The organism is Pigmentiphaga litoralis, from assembly GCF_013408655.1.
Classification (GTDB): domain Bacteria; phylum Pseudomonadota; class Gammaproteobacteria; order Burkholderiales; family Burkholderiaceae_B; genus Pigmentiphaga; species Pigmentiphaga litoralis_A.
Genome location: NZ_JACCBP010000001.1, coordinates 278,839 through 297,688, shown reverse-complemented (window position 1 = coordinate 297,688; position 18,850 = coordinate 278,839). Strand labels below are relative to the sequence as shown.

General features: G+C 64.0%; 17 protein-coding genes and 1 tRNA gene. 9 read left to right on the top strand and 9 right to left on the bottom strand.

What is annotated here, in order from left to right; translation table 11 throughout:
- The 3 genes from clpP to HD883_RS01180 all read right to left on the bottom strand — a co-directional run bounded on the left by clpP (position 1) and on the right by HD883_RS01180 (position 2,345).
- Entirely contained in the window at positions 1 to 657 is a 657-nt protein-coding gene (gene clpP, locus HD883_RS01190; protein WP_179588217.1) for an ATP-dependent Clp endopeptidase proteolytic subunit ClpP, read from the bottom strand.
- Positions 657 to 1,970 carry a trigger factor gene (gene tig, locus HD883_RS01185; protein WP_179588218.1) on the bottom strand — a complete coding sequence of 438 codons (1,314 nt, stop codon included), beginning with the start codon at positions 1,968 to 1,970 and terminating at the stop codon, positions 657 to 659. The genes clpP and tig overlap by 1 nt, the downstream gene beginning before the upstream one ends.
- Positions 1,971 to 2,258: 288 nt before the next feature.
- Positions 2,259 to 2,345 (bottom strand) — tRNA-Leu (locus HD883_RS01180).
- A 110-nt stretch (positions 2,346 to 2,455) separates the two neighbouring features.
- Here HD883_RS01180 and dapC point away from each other — a divergent pair.
- The 8 genes from dapC (at position 2,456) to HD883_RS01140 (ending at position 12,208) form a co-directional block, all read left to right on the top strand.
- Positions 2,456 to 3,667, top strand: a complete 1,212-nt coding sequence (dapC, locus tag HD883_RS01175) for a succinyldiaminopimelate transaminase (protein ID WP_179588219.1) — start codon at positions 2,456 to 2,458, stop codon at positions 3,665 to 3,667.
- Positions 3,668 to 3,761: 94 nt separating this feature from the next.
- Entirely contained in the window at positions 3,762 to 4,586 is an 825-nt protein-coding gene (dapD, locus tag HD883_RS01170) for a 2,3,4,5-tetrahydropyridine-2,6-dicarboxylate N-succinyltransferase (RefSeq protein ID WP_179588220.1), read from the top strand.
- 245 nt (positions 4,587 to 4,831) lie between these two features.
- Complete coding sequence (dapE, locus tag HD883_RS01165; RefSeq protein WP_179588221.1) at positions 4,832 to 5,980, top strand: succinyl-diaminopimelate desuccinylase; 1,149 nt, start codon at positions 4,832 to 4,834, stop codon at positions 5,978 to 5,980.
- Positions 5,981 to 5,997: 17 nt separating this feature from the next.
- Positions 5,998 to 6,903, top strand: coding sequence for a 50S ribosomal protein L3 N(5)-glutamine methyltransferase (gene prmB, locus HD883_RS01160; RefSeq protein ID WP_179588222.1), 906 nt, complete (start codon positions 5,998 to 6,000; stop codon positions 6,901 to 6,903).
- Between the two features lie 48 nt (positions 6,904 to 6,951).
- Positions 6,952 to 8,868, top strand: a complete 1,917-nt coding sequence (locus HD883_RS01155) for an ABC-F family ATP-binding cassette domain-containing protein (protein WP_179588223.1) — start codon at positions 6,952 to 6,954, stop codon at positions 8,866 to 8,868.
- A gap of 336 nt (positions 8,869 to 9,204) precedes the next feature.
- A complete protein-coding gene (locus HD883_RS01150; RefSeq protein ID WP_179588224.1) occupies positions 9,205 to 10,137 on the top strand; it encodes an alpha/beta hydrolase in 933 nt (310 codons plus the stop codon).
- Positions 10,134 to 11,168: a Bug family tripartite tricarboxylate transporter substrate binding protein gene (locus tag HD883_RS01145; RefSeq protein WP_179588225.1), complete on the top strand. Its 1,035-nt coding sequence runs from the start codon at positions 10,134 to 10,136 to the stop codon at positions 11,166 to 11,168. Before HD883_RS01150 ends, HD883_RS01145 begins: the two co-directional genes overlap by 4 nt.
- A gap of 371 nt (positions 11,169 to 11,539) precedes the next feature.
- Positions 11,540 to 12,208, top strand: coding sequence for a hypothetical protein (locus tag HD883_RS01140; protein WP_218863291.1), 669 nt, complete (start codon positions 11,540 to 11,542; stop codon positions 12,206 to 12,208).
- Positions 12,209 to 12,260: 52 nt separating this feature from the next.
- Here the strand turns inward: HD883_RS01140 and HD883_RS01135 are convergent, their stop codons facing one another.
- The 6 genes from HD883_RS01135 to HD883_RS01110 all read right to left on the bottom strand — a co-directional run bounded on the left by HD883_RS01135 (position 12,261) and on the right by HD883_RS01110 (position 18,377).
- Entirely contained in the window at positions 12,261 to 13,319 is a 1,059-nt protein-coding gene (locus HD883_RS01135) for a LacI family DNA-binding transcriptional regulator (protein WP_179588226.1), read from the bottom strand.
- A gap of 89 nt (positions 13,320 to 13,408) precedes the next feature.
- Positions 13,409 to 14,410 carry a tripartite tricarboxylate transporter substrate binding protein gene (locus HD883_RS01130; RefSeq protein ID WP_179588227.1) on the bottom strand — a complete coding sequence of 334 codons (1,002 nt, stop codon included), beginning with the start codon at positions 14,408 to 14,410 and terminating at the stop codon, positions 13,409 to 13,411.
- A gap of 178 nt (positions 14,411 to 14,588) precedes the next feature.
- The gene (locus tag HD883_RS01125) at positions 14,589 to 15,575 is read right to left on the bottom strand and encodes a quinone oxidoreductase family protein (RefSeq protein WP_179588228.1); all 987 of its coding nucleotides are present in this window, start codon (positions 15,573 to 15,575) and stop codon (positions 14,589 to 14,591) included.
- A 198-nt stretch (positions 15,576 to 15,773) separates the two neighbouring features.
- Positions 15,774 to 16,664 (bottom strand): 3-keto-5-aminohexanoate cleavage protein, encoded by an 891-nt coding sequence (locus HD883_RS01120; RefSeq protein WP_179588229.1) that lies wholly within the window; start codon positions 16,662 to 16,664, stop codon positions 15,774 to 15,776.
- 8 nt (positions 16,665 to 16,672) lie between these two features.
- Positions 16,673 to 17,440: an SDR family NAD(P)-dependent oxidoreductase gene (locus HD883_RS01115; protein ID WP_179588230.1), complete on the bottom strand. Its 768-nt coding sequence runs from the start codon at positions 17,438 to 17,440 to the stop codon at positions 16,673 to 16,675.
- A gap of 7 nt (positions 17,441 to 17,447) precedes the next feature.
- On the bottom strand, positions 17,448 to 18,377 hold the full coding sequence (locus HD883_RS01110; protein ID WP_257021945.1) for a dioxygenase family protein: 930 nt from the start codon (positions 18,375 to 18,377) through the stop codon (positions 17,448 to 17,450).
- Between the two features lie 128 nt (positions 18,378 to 18,505).
- On the opposite strand from HD883_RS01110, the gene HD883_RS01105 reads away from it, so the two are divergent.
- On the top strand, positions 18,506 to 18,847 hold the full coding sequence (locus HD883_RS01105; protein ID WP_179588231.1) for a cupin domain-containing protein: 342 nt from the start codon (positions 18,506 to 18,508) through the stop codon (positions 18,845 to 18,847).
- Positions 18,848 to 18,850 lie beyond the last annotated feature (3 nt).

Here is an 18,850-nt window from a genome sequence, read left to right as displayed (position 1 = left end):
TCAACCCTGTTCAGTTCGGCTCGTGAACACTTTATCGATCAAACCATACCCGAGCGCGTCGGCTGCCGACATGAAGTTGTCGCGTTCGGTATCGAGCGCAATTCGTTCGATCGGCTGGCCGGTTTGGTCCGCCAGGATACGGTTCAGACGCTCGCGCAGATAAAGGATTTCCCGTGCGTGGATTTCGATATCGGTGGCCTGACCCTGCGCACCGCCCGAAGGCTGGTGAATCATGATGCGCGAATTCGGCAGCGAGAAACGCTTGCCCTTCTGGCCGGCGGCAAGCAGGAACGCGCCCATGCTGGCTGCCAGACCCGTGCACAAGGTCGAGACCTCTGGCTTCACGAACTGCATCGTGTCGAAGATTGCCATGCCCGCGTAGATCGAACCCCCGGGGGAATTGATGTACAGCGAGATGTCCTTGTCGGGGTTTTCCGATTCAAGGAACAGCAACTGGGCCACGATCAGGTTGGCCATCTGGTCTGCGACCGGGCCAACCATGAAGATCACCCGCTCTTTCAGCAGACGCGAGTAGATATCGTACGATCGTTCACCCCGACCAGACTGCTCGACAACCATCGGAATATAGCCGAGAGCTTTCGGGCCGAGCGACTCGGACCCGTACATCGATGCGTAGAAATCTACAAAGCGCTGCATTATTGGGCGGTTCCCATCAAGTCGTCGAAGGATACTTGCTCTTCAGCCACTTTGGCCTTGGCAAGGACATGCTGGACTACGTTGTCTTCCAGAACGATGGATTCGACTTCGGCCAGACGCGCCTTGTCGGAGATGTAGTAACGCACCACTTCTTCCGGACGCTCGTAGCTTTGGGCGAATTCTTCGATCTTTGCGCGGATCTGTTCCGGCTTGACTTTCAGGCCTTCGGCCTGGATCAGTTCGTTGATCAGCAGACCCAGGCGCACGCGGCGCTCGGATTCTGCGGTAAACGCGTCGGCCGGGATCGGCATTGTGTCGGCGTTCGGCACGCCGCGCTGCTTCAGGTCTTCACGGGCGGCGGCGATACGCTTTTCGGCGTCTTCGTTCACCAGCGCCTTGGGCACGTCGAACGAGACAGCCTTGGCCAGGGCTTCCATCACGCTGGCCTTGGTGCGGGCCAGCGTGCGGCTGCTGACTTCACGTTCCAGGTTGCCACGGATGTCGGCGCGCAGCTTTTCCACGTCGCCTTCGGCCTGGCCGAGCTGCTTCGCGAATTCGCTGTCGAATTCAGGCAGCACGCCTTCTTCGACTTTCTTGATCGTGATCGTGAACTGCGCGGTCTTGCCAGCGACGTCGGCCGAGCCGTAGTCAGCCGGGAAAGCCAGCGGGAAGGTCTTGGTTTCGCCAGCCTTCAGGCCACGGGCAGCTTCTTCGAATTCGGGAAGCATGCGGCCCTGGCCCAGCACGAACGCGAAGTCTTCGGCAGTGCCGCCGTCGAATGCGACGTCGTCGATCTTGCCTTCGAAGTCGAGCGTGACCTGGTCGTTGTCTTCTGCGGCGCGGCCTTCACGTTCGACGAACGTGACGCGCTGCTTGCGCAGAATGTCGATGGTGCGCTGGATTTCGGCGTCGCCCACGTCGCTCTTGGCCTTCGACACGTCAAGCGTCGACAGGTCAGGCAGTTCAACGTCGGGGTACACCTCAAACGTGGCGGTGAATGCGACGACGCTGTCGTCGTTGCCTTCGGTCTTGGGCGCCACGTTGGGCGAGCCAGCCAGACGCAGCTTGGATTCGCTCACGGTTTTTTCCAGTGCGTCGCCAATCTTGGCGTTCAGCACTTCCATGCGCAGCTCGGGGCCATACGACCGCGACAGCATGGACATAGGAACCTTGCCTGGACGGAATCCAGGCATTTTGGCGGTGCGAGCCATACGCTTGAGACGCGAATCGACTTCTTTTTCGATGTCGGCTACCGGCACGGAAAGATCCACGCGACGCTCAAGACCCGACAGGGTTTCAACCACAGGCTGCATGCAAAAACCTATATGAGTGTTATGTAGTAATCAATGGGACGGACCCCGGACAAGCCCGGGAAGGCGCTTGATGCGGGACGGGATTCGTCCGGGCATCCTTGAATTGTGCCACAGCGCGCCATAGAAGCCCTTGCGCGGCGCACCATGACAGTGTTCGCTTGCGCCCGAACTGGGAAGATGAGGCTGACGCCGTGGATAACAAGTACTAGGGTACAGCGCACGGGGTCATGCAATGGTCATGGAGCAGAAGACCGGGGTGGTATGGCACCACCCCCTGCACCAATCACCTGGTGCGACCGAGAGGAATCGAACCTCCACAGGATTTCTCCCGACAGGACCTAAACCTGTTGCGTCTACCAATTTCGCCACGGTCGCGTAATTCGGCATTCTAACCTGAACTTGAAACGTTTCCAGGGCAGGATGGACCGAAGGACCCCACGAAACTCACGGACGAGGCTGGCACAGCAAGGTTACAATGCTGCCCCATGAACCCACGCCTTGGCGCTCTGCAGCCCTATCCCTTCGAAAAACTCCGTGCGCTGCACGCCGGGGTCGTCCTTCCCGCCGACCGGCGGCCGATCAACCTGTCGATCGGCGAGCCCAAGCACCCCACGCCCGCGTTCATCGAAGACGCCGTCCGCGACAACCTGAAAGGGTTGTCGGGTTATCCGCTCACGCGCGGAACCGACGCCTTGCGGTCGGCCATCGCCAACTGGCTGATGCGCCGCTACGACCTGCCCCGGATCGACCCGGCCACCCAGGTGCTGCCGGTGCTGGGATCCCGCGAAGCCCTGTTTGCGTTTGCGCAGACCGTGCTGGATCCGGACGCCAACGCCCGGGTGCTCTGCCCGAACCCGTTCTATCAGATCTACGAAGGTTCGGCCTTGCTGGCGGGCGCCCGTCCGACCTTCATCAATGCCGACGCCAGCCGCGACTTTGCGGCCGACTGGGACAGCGTGTCGGACGAAGTCTGGGCCGAGACGCAACTGATCTATGTGTGCTCGCCGGGCAATCCGGCCGGCAATGTGATGACGCTGGACGAATGGCGCATGCTGTTCGACCGGGCCGATCGCCACGGTTTCGTGATCGCGGCCGACGAGTGCTATTCCGAAATCTATTTTGACGAAGCCCATCCGCCGCTGGGCGCGCTGGAAGCGGCGCACCGCCTGGGCCGCACCGACTTCCATAACCTGATCTGCTTTTCCAGCCTGTCGAAGCGGTCCAACGTGCCGGGCATGCGCTCGGGCTTTGTGGCGGGCGACGCCAACCTGATCAAGCAATTCCTGCTGTACCGCACTTACCACGGCAGCGCCATGAGCGACGTCGTGGCCGCCGCCAGTGTTGCGGCCTGGAATGACGAAGCGCATGTGATCGACAACCGCCGCATGTACGCCGAAAAGTTCGACGCCGTGCTGCCCATCCTGCAGCCTGCGCTGGACGTGACCCGCCCCCAGGCAGCGTTTTACCTGTGGCCGCGCACGCCCGGGTCGGACACCGACTTTGCGCGCGCGCTGCTGGAACAGGAAGCCGTGACCGTGCTGCCCGGCAGTTTCCTGGCCCGCGACGCGTCGGCCGATGGCCGCGGCGGCAATCCGGGCACGGGCCGCATCCGGATCGCGCTGGTCGCGCCGCTGGACGAATGCGTCGAGGCGGCCCACCGCATTGCCCGCTTTGCCAAGGCGTACGCAGCGCGCTGAACGACCGCCCTGCCCCCGTCCGCCCAGCCCCTTTTTACCGCGCGGGGCCTGTTGCCGCCGCGCCGCTCACCTTATCGAACTACCGGAATCCATCATGACGCAAGCCTTGCAGAACACCATCGAACAAGCCTGGGAAGACCGTGCCTCGCTGTCGCCCGCTGGCGCCCCGAAGGACGTCATCGACGCCGTCGAACACGTGATCGAATCGCTGGACAAGGGCCGCCTGCGCGTGGCCGAAAAGATCAACGGCGACTGGGCCGTGCATCAGTGGATCAAGAAGGCCGTGCTGCTGTCTTTCCGCCTGAACGACAACGGCGTGCAGAGCGCCGGCGGCCCGCTGCAGTTCTACGACAAGGTCGAAAGCAAGTTCGCCAGCTATACCGAAGAAGACTTCAAGCAAGGCGGCTTCCGCGTGGTGCCGCCTGCCGTGGCGCGCCGCGGTTCGTTCATTGCCAAAAATGTCGTGCTGATGCCGTCGTACACCAACATCGGCGCGTATGTCGATGAAGGCACGATGGTCGACACGTGGGCCACCGTCGGATCGTGCGCCCAGATTGGCAAGAACGTGCACCTGTCGGGCGGCGTGGGCATTGGCGGCGTGCTGGAACCCCTGCAGGCCAACCCCACCATCATCGAAGACAACTGCTTCATTGGCGCGCGTTCGGAAGTGGTCGAAGGCGTCGTGGTCGAAGAAAACTCGGTGCTGTCGATGGGCGTGTTCATCAGCCAGAGCACCAAGATCTACAACCGTGAAACCGGCGAGATCACCTTTGGCCGCGTGCCGTCGGGGTCGGTCGTGGTGCCGGGATCGCTGCCGTCGGCCGATGGCAAGTACAGCATGTACGCCGCCATCATCGTGAAGCGTGTCGACGCGCAAACGCGTGCCAAGACCAGCATCAACGATCTGCTGCGCGCCTGATCGTTCGCGGCGGACCTGAAGCAAGGCCAGGCGGCGGACGTCGTCCGGCTGCGTGACCCGCCAGGCCACCGACGGCCTGGCACAGCATGACCCGGCAGGCGTCACCGGAGCCTGCCAGCCGGTGCAAGCCACCTTGCCTTTCCCTGCCCTGCCGATGCGACCTGCCCTGGCAGGCGCCCGGGCCCGACGTGATCGGCCGCCCGACCTTCCGATTTCCCTCGATAGTCGCAACTGATTCCTAGAACATGACCTCGCCTGCCTCGCCCGTGCTGTCCCTGGTGGAAGACCTGATCCGCCGTCCTTCCGTGACGCCTGAAGACGAAGGCTGCCAGGCCGTGCTGGTCGCGCGGCTGTCGGCTGCCGGCTTCGTGTGCGAAACGATCGCCAGCGGCGGGGTCGTCAATCTGTGGGCGCGCCGCGGCACGACCGCGCCGCTTGCCATCTTTGCCGGCCATACCGACGTGGTGCCGCCGGGGCCACGCGATCAGTGGCGCACCGACCCCTTCGTGCCGACGATCACCGACGGCAAGCTGTATGGCCGCGGCGCCGCCGACATGAAGAGCTCAATCGCGGCGTTCGTGGTGGCGGCGGAAGAGTTCGTGGCGGCGCATCCGGACCATACCGGGTCGATCGGCCTGCTGATCACGTCCGATGAAGAAGGCCCGGCCACCGACGGCACGGTCAAGGTGTGCGAACTGCTGGTGGCCCGCGACCAGAAGCCGGACTTCTGTATCGTGGGCGAGCCGACATCGGCCACGGCCTTTGGCGACACCATCAAGAATGGCCGCCGTGGTTCGATGTCGGGCAAGCTGACGGTCAAGGGCAAGCAAGGTCATGTGGCCTACCCGGAAAAGGCCCGCAACCCGATCCATCTGGTGGCGCCGGCCCTGGCCGAACTGGCCACGACGGTCTGGGACAACGGCAATGAATACTTCCCGCCAACGACTTTCCAGGTGTCCAATTTCCACAGCGGCACTGGCGCGACCAACGTGGTGCCCGGCGACGCCGTGATCGATTTCAACTTCCGGTTTTCAACGGAAAGCACTGCCGACGGCTTGAAGGCGCGCGTGCAGGAACTGCTGGACCGCCATGGACTGGACACGCAGATCGCCTGGAGCCTGAGCGGCCTGCCCTTCCTGACGCCCAAGGGCACGCTGTGCGCGGCGCTGACCGATGCGATCGCCGCCGAGACGGGTGTGACCGCTGAACTGTCCACCACCGGCGGCACGTCGGACGGCCGCTTCATTGCGCAGATCTGCCCGCAGGTGGTGGAGTTCGGCCCCATCAACGCCACCATCCACCAGATCAACGAATGCATCGCGATCGCCGATCTCGATCCGCTCAAGAATATCTATCGCCGCACATTGCAGACGCTGCTGGCCGCCCAACCCTGAACGGAACGACAACGATCATGACCTTCCTGGCTCCTGTTGCCGAGACTGCCGCGCTGCGCACCGTGCGCGATCTGCTTCGTTATGCCGTGTCGCGGATGAACGCGGCAGGCGTGGTATTCGGGCATGGCACGCTCGACGCTTACGACGAAGCGGCCTACATCGTGCTGCATACCCTGCATCTGCCGATCGACCGGCTCGAACCGTTCCTGGACGCCGCCGTGCTGGACAGCGAACGCACGAAGGTGCTGAACCTGCTGCAACGGCGCATTGACGAGCGCCTGCCCGCGCCCTATCTGACCAATGAAGCGTGGCTGCATGGCCGCCGCTTCTACGTTGACCAGCGCGTGATCGTGCCGCGTTCGTTCATCGCGGAATTGCTGAATGACGCGCTGTCGCCCTGGGTCGAAGATCCGTATCAGGTCGAATGGGTGCTCGACATGTGTACCGGTTCGGGTTGCCTTGCGATCGTTGCGGCCGAGACCTTTCCGCATGCGCAGGTCGATGCCGTGGACCTGTCGCCGGATGCCCTGGAAGTTGCCCGCCGCAACGTCGACGACTATGGTCTGCAAGAACGGGTGATGCTGCATGAATCGAACCTGTTCGAAACCCTGCCGCCCGCGCGCTACGACGTGATCCTGTGCAATCCGCCGTATGTGAATGCGTCGTCGATGGCCGCCCTGCCCCCGGAATATCTGCACGAGCCCGACATGGCGCTGGCGGGCGGCACGGATGGCATGGACCTGATCCGCGTGTTGCTGGATCAGGCAGCAGCCTACCTGCAACCGCACGGCATCCTGATCCTGGAGATCGGGCATGAACGCGCGTTCTTCGAGCAGGCGTTTCCTGAACTGGAACCGGTGTGGCTGAGCACGTCGGCCGGCGACGACCAGGTGCTGATGCTGCGCCAGGACCAGTTGCTGTAAACACCCCCTTTTCTTCCCTCAGGCATCTTTTAAAAGCAGTCCGTTGACGTGATACGAGCATCTGGCATTACCCTCAGGCGCGGCACCAAGGTGCTGCTGGAGAACGCGGAATTTGTCGTGCATCCGGGCGAACGCGTCGGCATTGTCGGCGCCAATGGCGCGGGCAAATCGACGTTGTTCGCCTTGCTCAACGGGCACCTGGATACCGATGCCGGACAGGTGGTGATTCCGGCCACCTGGCAGATTGCGTCGATCGCACAAGAGATTGACGACACCGATCGCCTGGCCATTGAATTCGTGATGGACGGCGATACACGACTGCGTCGTCTGCAGCACGAACGAGCCACGGTCGATGCCGACCATGACGGACTGCGGCTGGCCGAACTGGAAGCCGAACTGTTCGACGCGGGCGCGTTTTCGGCCCAGTCGCGCGCCGAACAATTGCTAGTCGGGCTGGGTTTTGCGTTCGACGAATTCACGCAGCCGGTCGCAAGCTTTTCAGGTGGCTGGCGCATGCGCCTGAACCTGGCGCGCGCGCTGATGGCGCCGTCCGACCTGCTGCTGCTGGACGAGCCGACCAACCACCTGGACCTTGACGCCATGCTCTGGCTGGAGCGCTGGCTGGCGAGCTATGCAGGCACCGTCATGGTGATCTCGCACGACACGGAATTCCTGGATTCGGTCGCCAAGACCATTCTGCATTTCGATGACGGCAAGCTGGTTCGCTACAAAGGCGGCTACGAAGACTTCCTGGAGCAACGCGCCGAACGGTTGCGCCAGACGCAGATCGCCTTCGATCGCCAATCGCGTGAAGCCGCGCACTTGCAGAAATTTATCGATCGCTTCAAGGCCAAGGCAAGCAAGGCCAAGCAGGCACAGAGCCGCGTGAAGGCGCTGGCCCGGATGCAACTGCTCGCGCCTGTGCGCGCCGCATCGGGCATCCACATCACGATCCCGTCTCCCACGCAGATGCCGGACCCGCTGCTGTCGCTGGACAAGGTCAGCGCCGGCTACGGCGACGCGCCGATCCTGCGGGACGTGAAGCTCTCGGTGCGGGCCGGCGCCCGCATCGGCATTCTGGGCGCGAACGGCGCCGGCAAGAGTACGCTGGTCAAGACGCTGGCCGGCGAGCTGGCGCCCTTGAGCGGCCAAAGCAAGGAAGCCCGCGGCCTGGAGGTCGGGTATTTCGCGCAGCACCAGCTCGACATCCTGGATCCCGAAGCGACGCCCATGCAGCACCTGGCGCGCATCGCACCGGATACCCGCGAGCAGGAACTGCGCAACTACCTGGGCGGCTTCGGCTTTTCCGGTGACTTTGCCACGGCCAAGGTCAAGCCCATGTCGGGCGGCGAAAAGGCACGCCTGGCGTTGGCGCTGGTGGTGTGGAAAAAGCCCAATCTGCTGCTGCTGGACGAGCCGAGCAACCACCTGGACGTCGATACCCGCGAAGCGCTGACCGAAGCGCTGGCCGAGTTCGAAGGCACGATGCTGCTGGTATCGCATGACCGGCATCTGCTGCGCACCACCGTCGACAGCTTCTGGATCGTTGCGGATGGCAACGTTCAGGAATTCGACGGCGACCTGGAAGACTACCGCGACTGGCTGGCCACGCGGCGGTCCGAAGCGCCGCCGCCCGCGAAGCTGGACGGCAACGGCGACGACGCATCACCGGAGCTGGATCGCAAGGCCCAGCGCCGCGCCGATGCCGAAAGCCGCCAACGCATGTCGGTGCTGAAGAAGCCGCTGGAAGCCCGGCTGAAAAAGGTCGAGACCGCCATGGCGACGTTCGAGGCCCGGAAAAAAGAACTGGATACGCTGATCGCCGACCCCACGCTGTATGACGACGCGCGCAAGGAAGAACGGCGCAAGGTGCTGCTGGAACACGGCGAGGCCGGCAAGCAGCTCGAAATGCTGGAAGAAGAATGGCTGACCCTGCAGGGGGAACTGGAGGCCATTGACGGCTGATCGGCCACGGGTTCAGGGTCGAACCCGCCGATGACAAACCAAGCGCACCACTGCCGCGGGCGCTTTTTTTTCGCCTGCAGCTGTAGGTCGTGTGGCGCCCGGTCATGGGCCCTGGGGGGCCTGGTCGCTGTGAAACATGGGTGCTGAGGACCAATTGGTTCACTTCAAAGTGCGCCGTCACTTCTTTGGTTCCGCATATTTTTCCTCTCATTTCCTGATTGACAAACGCTCGAGCTAGTACCAAAGTGCGCCTATTGGTTAGATATCGAACCAATTTATACCAATTCACAATAATGTCGGCACGCACGGGCGTCGCCACGAACAGGAGACAGGCACATGAGCGCAACCCCATCGGTGGTGTGGACGGGTGGCACGGAGCATTGGATCAAGAAGGGCGACGTCAAGCTGTTCCTGTGGAACAAGCCGCGCGCCGAAGGCACGAAGCCTGCCGGCACCCTCCTTTTTGTTCACGGCTCGTCGATGGCCGGCCAACCCACCGTTGACCTGACCGTGCCTGGACGTCCGGATTCGTCGGCCATGGACTGGTTCCGTGAACGGGGCTTTGACACCTGGGTCATGGACAATGAAGGCTACGGGCGATCGGACAAGAGCCGCCCGATCAACTTCGATATCTCGAACGGCGCCGACGATCTGGAAGCTGGCGCCAAGTACATCGAGCAGACCACGGGCGCCAGGAAGTTGCACCTGTACGGCATTTCGTCGGGCGCGTTGAAGGCCGCCCTGTTTGCGCAGCGCAATCCCGACCGCGTGGCGCGCCTGGCGCTCGACGCTTTCGTCTGGACCGGCAACGGCAGCCCGACGCTGGACGAACGCAAGAAGAAGCTGGCCGACTTCCAGAAGAACAATCGCCGCCCGATCGACCGCGCATTTGTGCGCAGCATCTTTTCGCGCGACCACGCGGGTTGCGCCGATGATGCGACCGTTGAAGCCTTTGCCGACGCGATCCTGACGCTGGACGACTCCATGCCCACCGGCACGTATGTGGACATGTGCTCGAAGCTGCCGCTGATCGATCCCAAGAAACTGAACGTGCCGACCTTGCTGATGCGCGGCGAGTACGACGGCATTGCGAGCATTGAAGACCTGATCGACTTCTTTGCGCTGCTGCCCGACATGGACAAGCAGTTCACCGTGATGAAGGGGATTTCGCACGCCAGCTTCCAGCAGAAGAACTACCGCATGGTCTATCACATCCTGCATGGATTCCTGACGCAGGAAGACCCGGTCTATGTCGGAGACCATGCATGACCGCGGCCAGGGTCGGGGCTCCCCGTAGCAGCCCTTGCAGCAGCGTCCGTCGTACCGTGTTGGCGCTGGCCGCGCTGTGCGCCAGTACCGCCGCATCGATCAGCGTTGCCCAGACGGTGGTCGAACCGGTGCAGAACTACCCATCGCGGCAGATCAAGATCGTGGTGCCGTTTTCGCCCGGCGGCTTTACCGACGTGGTGGCGCGCATCCTGTCCATCAAGCTGGGGCAGTCGCTGGGCCAGACCATCATCATCGACAACCGGCCGGGCGCCGGGTCGACCATCGGCGCCGACCTGGCGTCCAAGGCCGCGCCCGATGGCTACACCTTGTTGATGGTGTCAACGACCCACGTGATCGGCCCGTTCCTGTACAAGTCGCTGCCGTACGATGCGCTGAAAAGCTTCGTGCCGGTCGGCAAGATGGTCGAAGCACCCTACGTGCTGGTGACCAATGCCACCGTGCCGGCCTCGTCAGTCAAGGATCTGGTGGCCTACACCAAGTCCAAGCCGGGCGAAGTCAACTATGCATCGTCGGGCAACGGCAGTACGCAGCACCTGGCCGGCGCGTTGTTCGCCAACATGACCCAAGCGCCGATCAACCATGTGCCCTACCGCGGCAGCGGCCAGGCCACGGCCGACCTGGTCAGTGGTCAGGTGCAGATGGGCTTTGTGGGCATTCCGATCGCCATCCAGCAGGTCAACGCCGGACGCCTGAAGGCACTGGCGGTGACGACGGACGCACGGTCGCCGCAAATGCCGAATGTGCCAACGCTGAACGAGTCGGGCCTGACCGGCTACAACGCATCGGTCTGGCTGGGCCTGCTGGCCCCGGCTGGCACGCCGCCCGAGATCGTGACCCGCATCAACAGCGAAGTCGCCAAGGCACTGGCTGCGCCCGACACGGCCAAGCAGCTGGCCGAAGCCGGCGTGGAACCCACGCCATCCACGCCACAGGCCTTTGGCGAGTTGCTGGCGGCCGAGTACGTGAAGTGGGGCAAGGTGACGAAGGACACGGGGGCGACGATCAACTGACCCTTCGTGTAAGGCGGGTAAAAGCCTGCGCTGGCCTGGATCGGGATCCGGGTGGGGGCAGGCTTTTTTTTGACCATGGTGTGGTCATTGCCATGGATGTCGCTGGCTTGGTTTCCGCCGACCCGGTTCCCGCGAGCCGGAGAGGTTGTGCTGAATACGTATAACGCACCCGAAACGCCGCGACGTGCTTTCCCCCCAGGGAGACATGAGGCATGCTCGAGCGTTCGGGCTCAACGGACTTGCGTCACCACCGTCCGGACAAAGAAAAGGCCCGCCAACGGCGAGCCCTTCCAACTATCGTCTGTCCGCAGGGGGAGGCTTTCGCCCGCGAGTCCTACGGCTAGTGGCTCGATACTACAACCAAGGCCTCCATGACGTCAACGCTGAATGACCTGACCATCAAACAGGCACTGACCGCCGCCCGCATCAGTACCTATGAGGCCGCAACAGCGGGCGTGCCATCACTTGCCGGTGCCCTTGCCCTGTACGCCTGGAATGCACAGGTGTCAGCTGCACTCATGGCCCCCCTGCACATCTGCGAAGTGGTCGTCCGCAACGCGGTGGCCGACGCCCTTGACGCCGTGTACGGTTCGGACTGGCCATGGCAACAAGTGTTCATCACAAGCCTGCCAAACCCGACGAGGGGCTACAACCCCAGGGCCGACATACTGAAAGTGCGTGTCGGCCAGCCCACCACTGGCAAAGTGATTCCTGAACTGAAGTTCGTGTTCTGGCAGACGCTTTTTACCAGCCGTTTTGATGATCGCATCTGGCAGCCGCACATGCGTACGGTGATGCCCTGCCTTGATCCCGACCAGACGATCGCCCAGCTGAGAGGATCGATATACGGGGAACTGGATCAGCTGCGCCGGCTGCGCAATCGCATTGCGCACCACGAGCCGATTTTTACCCGACACCTTGCCGACGAATTCCAGAAGATCCAGCAACTGATCGCGTTGCGGTGTCCCATCACGTCAGCGTGGATGATGGAGAATCAGCACGCGTCCGAATTGATTGCTCGCAAACCACGACCGGCTTGATCAAACCAGAGGTCGCGCCCGGACGGTACCGCCCGCGCTGTTGTTGAGACGCCTACGCTTTCGCGGCGGCCTTGCCGTCTGTCGTCAGTGACGCTGGCGCGGCGGTGGAGCCGCGCACGATCAGTTCCGGGCGCAGCACGATGCTGACGCCGTCGGATGCGGGTTCGGCGATGCGTTGCAGGATCAGGCGGCCGGCGTGCGCGCCCATCTCGCGCAGCGGGATGCGGATGGTGGTGAGCGCGGGGTACAAGGCGTCGACGAAGGGCATGTCGTTGTGGCCGACAACGGAAATGTCTTCGGGGCACCGCAGCCCCTTGTCGCGCAGCACGTCGTAGCACCCCAGCGCGACCAGGTCGTTGCTGGCGGCAATGGCTGTCAGGCCGGGCAGTTTGTCGAGCAAGGCGGCGCAGGCGACTTGTCCGGCTTCACGGGTGTACGCGGTGCTGTCGATGCTGACCCACTGCGCTTTTTTCAGGCCGTTGGCCTTGACTGCGTCGATGAAGCCTTCCTTGCGCAGAAAGCCGGTGGACAAGGTGTGGGGACCGCTGATCTGGCCGATCTTGCGGTGGCCGAGGCCGACCAGGTGATCGACGGTGAGCCGCATGGCCAGGCGGTTGTCGCTGACCACGCAGGACACGCGGCCGATGTCTTCGCCCCGGTTGACGATGACAACCGGTATGCCTTCCTTCACGCAGTGATCCAGGATCGCGTCGTCGCGTTCGGCGGTGGCCAGGATGAGGCCGTCGACCTGGCGGCCGACCATCTGATCGATGATAAAGCGTTGGCGCTGGGTATCGGCGCCGACGTTGACGACGATGGGCACATAGCCCTGCTCGGCCAGGACCTGTTCCAGGCCCCACAGAATGGACGGGAAGATGGGGTTGCCGATGTCGGGCAGGACGACGCCTACCAGGCGCGAGCGGCCCGTGCGCAAGCCGGCCGCAATACGGTTGGGCCGGAAGCCGAGGTCGTCTGCCGCCTGCATGACGCGCGCGGCCACGTCGACCGCCACCATGTGCCGCGTGGCCGGATTCATGACGCGCGAAACGGTCGAGTAGTGCACGCCCAGCTGATGGGCCAGGTCTTTCAGAGTCAACCGCTTACGTTGCATAGATGATGCGCGTCTCCCGCCGCTGTGCCGTTACGGGGATCTGCCCCGCCCGACATTCTAATGCGGCGGGCGGGTGGGCATCGCTGCGATCAGTTCGAGGCCGATGCGCCGGACTGACGGACGACCGGCGCGAGCTTGGTGACTTCGGACGCGATGAAGGTGTCGAAGGCTTCCGGTGTCGACGGCGTGGCTTCGGCACCCAGGGTCAGCAGCTTTTCCTTCACATCAGGCAAGGCCAGCGCCTTGATGACTTCGGTGTTGAGCCGCTTGATCACGTCGCGCGGCGTGCCGGCCGGGGCCAGGATGCCGAACCATGAATCGAAGGCGTAGTTGGGCACGCCGGCTTCGGCCAGGGTCGGCACGTTGGGCAGCGCCGCGGCGCGCTTTTCGGTGGTGACGCCGAGGGCGCGCAAGCGACCCTGTTCGACGAACGGCACGGCCGACACGGTGGGCGCGAGCATCAGCTGCACGCGGCCGGCCATGACGTCGGTCAAGGCTTCGCCCGTGCCTTTGTACGGAACGTGGACGATGTCCACTTTCCCCAGGCTCTTGAGCAGTTCGCCGCTCAGATGCGTGGAACTGCCGGTGCCGGCCGATGCGAAGTTGATGGTGCCGGGCTTTGCGCTGGCCGCAGCCAACAGGTCTTTCACGCTTTTGTACGGGCTGGCGGCATCGACGACCAGCACGTTCGGGATGGACGCTACCAGCGACACGGCGGAAAAATCCTTGACCGTGTCATACGGCAGCTTGGGATAGAGCGTAGCGTTGATGGCATGGCCGGCCGACACCAGCGCCAGCGTGTAGCCATCGGCCGGCGCCTTGGCCAGCACGCTGGTGCCGATCGATCCGCCTGCGCCCGGGCGGTTTTCCACGACCAGCTGGATGCCCGCGTCGCTCAATTTCTGGCTGAGGATGCGCGCCAGGATATCGGTCGCGCTGCCCGTGCCGAACGGCACGATCATGCGGATCGGGTGATTGGGATAGGGATCGGCGGCGTGGGCCGTGCCGGTGGCGGTTGCGGCCAGCGAAGCCAGGGCTACCGCGGCGGCGGCGCGCGTCGACGTGACGACGAAGGGGATGCGGTGGGTCATTGTCTCTCTCCAGGGAACAGGTGGCCGCGTCTGCGCGCGCGCCTCCCCCGTTCGTTGTGTGCCGGCGGCAGTATCCGCCGGGGTGGACTGCGAAAGCGTCGAAAATGAAGCGTGGAACTTGAGGCGTCGGAAGAAAACTTCCATCCCGACGCATCCACGATCTACAAACGTTTGCAGATCAGCGCGTTGAAGGCGTCAATACGATTCGGTCAGGCGCGCCGGCAAGGACCGCACGGTAGGCGTCGGTCGCTTTGTCCAGGCTGAACACGCCGTGCGGAAAGACTTCGAAAGGACGCAATGCGCCGCTGTCGAACAGGGGGGCAAGTTCGTCCAGGATCAGCGCACCGGCCAGGCTGTCGAGCGCGAGCGTATCGATGCCGACATAGGTGTGCTGGCCGCGGTAGAACGAAAAAATGTCGAACGGGACGGCGCGATCAAAGGTCGAGATGAAGATCTGTCGCGCACCGATACCCATGGCGCGATTGGCCTCGGCAAAGTACGGACTGCCCACGGTGTTGTAGACAATGTCCGCGCCCTTCCCGCCCGTGGCGTCGAGCACGGCATCGGCAATGCTGCCCGCGCTGGCGTCGAGCATGGTGACCTCGCTGCTGGCATGGCCGCGATAGGGCTGCGCCGTGCGCTCCACGCCAAAGACGCGTGCGCCGCGTGCGGTGGCGATCTGTGCGGTGGCCTGGCCGACCTTGCCGTTGCCGCCCAGTACCAGAACGACTTCGCCTTCCTTGGGCAGACCGGCGCGGCGCAGGCCTTCGTAGGCGGTAATGAAGGGCACGCCGATGGCGCCCGCTTCGAGCAACGTCACGTTGGCGGGCTTGACGCGCAGCGATTTGGCGTCGAGCACCAGGTAGCCCGCATGCGTGCCGTCGCGGCGGATGCCGAGTTCGCCGCCGCTGCCCCACACTTCCTTGCCGACCATGTCGGACGGCCCATCGACCACGACGCCCGCAAAGTCGCGGCCCGGGGTACGGGGCCAGACGGCATGGGGCATGGCGCCCAGCGTGGCTTTCACGTCGCTGGGATTGACGCCGGCGCTGTGCACTTCAACCAGGCACTGGCCGGCGGCCAGGACCGGACGGGGTGCATCGTGCGCGGGCAACTGAAGCGCGTCGATGTCGGCGGCTTTTTCGGTGACTCGAAGGGCTTTCATGAAAGACTTCCTGTAATCAAGCTTGCCATTGGACTGGCAAAAAATAGGTGATGACGGCGGATCTGCATGACTGCAGGTAGGGAGGCTTGCAGATCTGCCTGAGTAGAGGGCTGAACGACTAGGGACTGAACGACCAGGGGACTGAACGACCAGGGACTGAGCGACCAGGGACTGAACAATCAGGGGACCGGACGACAATCAGGCGCTGCGGCGCTGCAGTTGCAGCAGATCGCGGGCTTCCGCCGGCGTGGCCAACTCTCCGCCCAGTGCTTCCAGGATCCCGCGCGCCTTGGCGACCAGCGACGCGTTGTCCGGTGCGAGCACGCCCTTGGACAGATAGATGTTGTCTTCCAGGCCCACGCGCACATGCCCGCCCGCCAGCCAGGCCTGCGCCACGATCGGGAATTCCGCGCGGCCAATACCGAATGCAGCCCAGCGCGCACCGGCCGGCAGCAGGTTGCGGGCGTACATGAGCGCCTCGGGCGTCGCACCAAAGCCGTACTTCACGCCCAGCACGAAGGTCCACAGGCCGGGGCCTTCCAGCGTGCCGTCCTGGATCAGGTCGAGCGCCAGCGCGATGTCGCCGCTGTCGAAGATTTCCAGTTCCGGCATCACGCCGGCTTCGCGGATCACATGCGCCATCTTGCGCACGTTCTTGGGGGTGTTGATGACCACGTCACCGCCCGAGTTCATGGTGTTCAGATCCAGCGAGCAGATGTCTGGACGCAGTTCGGCAATGTGCTCGACACGCAGTTCGGGCCGCAGCAGGGTCGAACCCGGCGCCGCGACACGCGGATCCTCATCGCTGGGAATGAAGCGGCCGCCGGGGCCGGTCGTCAGGTTGATGATGAGCTCGGGATTCTCGGCGCGGATCAGCGTGATGACTTCGCGGTACAGCGCGACATCCATCGACGGCTTGCCCGTGGCAGGATCGCGCACGTGGATGTGGGCGACGGCTGCGCCTTCGCGGGCGGCGCCCAGGGCGGCATCGGCGATCTGGCGCGGCGTGACGGGCAGGCCCGGATGCTGCGCGACGGTGGTCAGGTTGCCCGTGACGGCGCAGGTCAGAATGGTTTTGCGTGGATGCATGAGGGACCTCAACCGAGACGGCGCCCGCCGTCGACGACGAGCGTGGTGCCGGTACTGAATCGCAGGGACACCGCGCAGGCCAGGACGGCGTCGGCGATGTCATCGGGTTGCCCGACGCGCTTGAGCGGCGTCGTGGCAGCGGTCTTGTCGTTGAAGGCCTGGTCGCGGCCTGCAACGAAGTCGGTCTGCACCACGCCGGGCGAGACGTTCAGTACACGGATGGCCGGCGCCAGCGCGCGGCCGAGCGACATGGCCATCACATCTAGGCCTGCCTTGGCGGCGCAGTAGGCAATGTTGCTGCCGGTGCCGGTCGTTCCGGCGATCGACGAGATGTTGACGACCAGGCCGTCATTGTTGGCGCGCAGCAGCGGTGCAAAGCTGCGGATCGCGGCGAACTGACCGCGCCAGTTCACTTCGAACATGCGGTCGATGAAATCGTCCGTCAGCGCGTCAAGGTTGGCGTGGGCGATCGGCTGCGTGAACCCTGCCGTGTTGACAAGGATGTCGGCGCGGCCGTACTTGGCTTCGACCGCGGCGGCGAGGGCCACCAGCGACGCGGTGTCTTCGACCGCGGCCAGCATGCCGGCGTGGCCGGCGGCATTCGAGATGGCCGGCAGCGCGGCGGCCAGCGACGCGGCCTCGTCCAGCTTGCTGCGGCTGGTCAGCACCACCGCGGCGCCGTGCTCGGCCAGGCGGCGCGCGGTGGCCTGGCCGATGCCGCCCGTGCCGCCAAGAATGACGGCGACCTTGCCGTCGAGTGCGAGAGGAGTGTTCATGATGAACCTATGCAATGGGGGGAGTGGGATAGGTTGGCGTGCCGGCCGCCAACGTGAAGTCGAAGTCGAGGGTGTAATGCGGCCCGGCCCCATCGCCCCAGGGGAAGGCGCCGTCGTCGTGCCATTCGAAATGGCCGACCAGTCCACGCTGCACGCCAAAGACGACATCGGTTTCCAGGTACTCGGAATCGTCGGCAAACACCTGCGCCACCAACGTGTCGTGATCGGCCGCCGACACGATGAAGTGCACATGCGCCGGGCGATACGGATGGCGATGCTGCATCTTCAGCAGCGTGCCGATCGGGCCGTGCACCGGCACCGGATAGCCGGCCGGGCGCACGCTGCGGATTTCGTAGCGGCCGTGTGCATCGGTGCGGAATTGACCGCGCAGATTCTTGTCGGGCTGGTTGGGATCCTGGTTGTCGTACAGGCCGACCGGCGATGCCTGCCACACGTCGAGCAGCGCATTGGCCAGCGGCTTGCCCGTGGTGTCGCGCACCACGCCGCGCATGAACAGGGGCACGCCCGGCGTGCCGTCGCGGGCAATGTCGGCGCCGCAATCGCATTCGGGCGCATTGCCGCGATAGAACGGGCCCAGCAAGGCGCCCGGTGTGCGGTCGCCCTGCCCGGTCGTATTCAGCACCGTGACCAGGGTCGAGATGCCCAGCACGTCGGCCGCCAGCACGACCTCATTGTGCGAGTCGGTATTGGCCTGGCCGACGGCAGCGATGAACTGCAGGCCCTTTTCGAATTCCTGGTCGGTCAGCTTGACCTCGCGCAGGAAGGCATGGGCATGCTCGACGAAGGCGTCGACGATCTGCTTGAGGCGCGGGTCGTCATTCAGCGCCATCGCGGCCTTGACGATCGGGGTGACCGACGCTGCGTCGTCGATCAGCCGCAAGCCCTCCCCCCGGTTTTCTGTGAGCGTGGTGTTCATGATTTTTGCTGCCGTCTCCATTGCAAACGTTTGCATTATGCGAGCTTTTTGCTTAGAGTCAAGCATCGATTTGCGGATTTTTTCGGGCGCCCGCGCCCATCCCTGTAGCAACATCAAGGAGACACACCATGCACGTGACCCGCTTTTCCCAGGCGCCCGCCTACCACCCTCCACGTCATGACAACATGGCTTGCGTGCGCCTGCAGGGGCACGAGGCGGGACCGTCGGAGTCGATGTGGCTGGGGGTGTCGCACGTGCTGCCCGGCGGGCAGACCGACCTGGCCGCGTCGCCGGTCGAAAAGATGTACGTGGTGCTGGAAGGGTCGGTGTCGATCGGCAACGGGACCGAGGAAGTCGAACTGCACTTGCACGATTCGGTGCGGCTGGCGCCGGGCGAATCGCGGCAGGTAATCAACCGGGGGGCGCGGACGGCGATGGTGTTGCTGGTGATGCCATATCCGAAGGCGTGATCG

What these genes read in the sequence shown, in the direction of transcription:
- clpP (WP_179588217.1), bottom strand. Translation starts at nt 657, where the DNA reads ATGCAGCGCTTTGTAGATTTCTACGCATCGATGTACGGGTCCGAGTCG.
- tig (WP_179588218.1), bottom strand. Translation starts at nt 1,970, where the DNA reads ATGCAGCCTGTGGTTGAAACCCTGTCGGGTCTTGAGCGTCGCGTGGAT.
- dapC (WP_179588219.1), top strand. Translation starts at nt 2,456, where the DNA reads ATGAACCCACGCCTTGGCGCTCTGCAGCCCTATCCCTTCGAAAAACTC.
- dapD (WP_179588220.1), top strand. Translation starts at nt 3,762, where the DNA reads ATGACGCAAGCCTTGCAGAACACCATCGAACAAGCCTGGGAAGACCGT.
- dapE (WP_179588221.1), top strand. Translation starts at nt 4,832, where the DNA reads ATGACCTCGCCTGCCTCGCCCGTGCTGTCCCTGGTGGAAGACCTGATC.
- prmB (WP_179588222.1), top strand. Translation starts at nt 5,998, where the DNA reads ATGACCTTCCTGGCTCCTGTTGCCGAGACTGCCGCGCTGCGCACCGTG.
- HD883_RS01150 (WP_179588224.1), top strand. Translation starts at nt 9,205, where the DNA reads ATGAGCGCAACCCCATCGGTGGTGTGGACGGGTGGCACGGAGCATTGG.
- HD883_RS01145 (WP_179588225.1), top strand. Translation starts at nt 10,134, where the DNA reads ATGACCGCGGCCAGGGTCGGGGCTCCCCGTAGCAGCCCTTGCAGCAGC.
- HD883_RS01140 (WP_218863291.1), top strand. Translation starts at nt 11,540, where the DNA reads ATGACGTCAACGCTGAATGACCTGACCATCAAACAGGCACTGACCGCC.
- HD883_RS01135 (WP_179588226.1), bottom strand. Translation starts at nt 13,319, where the DNA reads ATGCAACGTAAGCGGTTGACTCTGAAAGACCTGGCCCATCAGCTGGGC.
- HD883_RS01130 (WP_179588227.1), bottom strand. Translation starts at nt 14,410, where the DNA reads ATGACCCACCGCATCCCCTTCGTCGTCACGTCGACGCGCGCCGCCGCC.
- HD883_RS01125 (WP_179588228.1), bottom strand. Translation starts at nt 15,575, where the DNA reads ATGAAAGCCCTTCGAGTCACCGAAAAAGCCGCCGACATCGACGCGCTT.
- HD883_RS01120 (WP_179588229.1), bottom strand. Translation starts at nt 16,664, where the DNA reads ATGCATCCACGCAAAACCATTCTGACCTGCGCCGTCACGGGCAACCTG.
- HD883_RS01115 (WP_179588230.1), bottom strand. Translation starts at nt 17,440, where the DNA reads ATGAACACTCCTCTCGCACTCGACGGCAAGGTCGCCGTCATTCTTGGC.
- HD883_RS01110 (WP_257021945.1), bottom strand. Translation starts at nt 18,377, where the DNA reads ATGAACACCACGCTCACAGAAAACCGGGGGGAGGGCTTGCGGCTGATC.
- HD883_RS01105 (WP_179588231.1), top strand. Translation starts at nt 18,506, where the DNA reads ATGCACGTGACCCGCTTTTCCCAGGCGCCCGCCTACCACCCTCCACGT.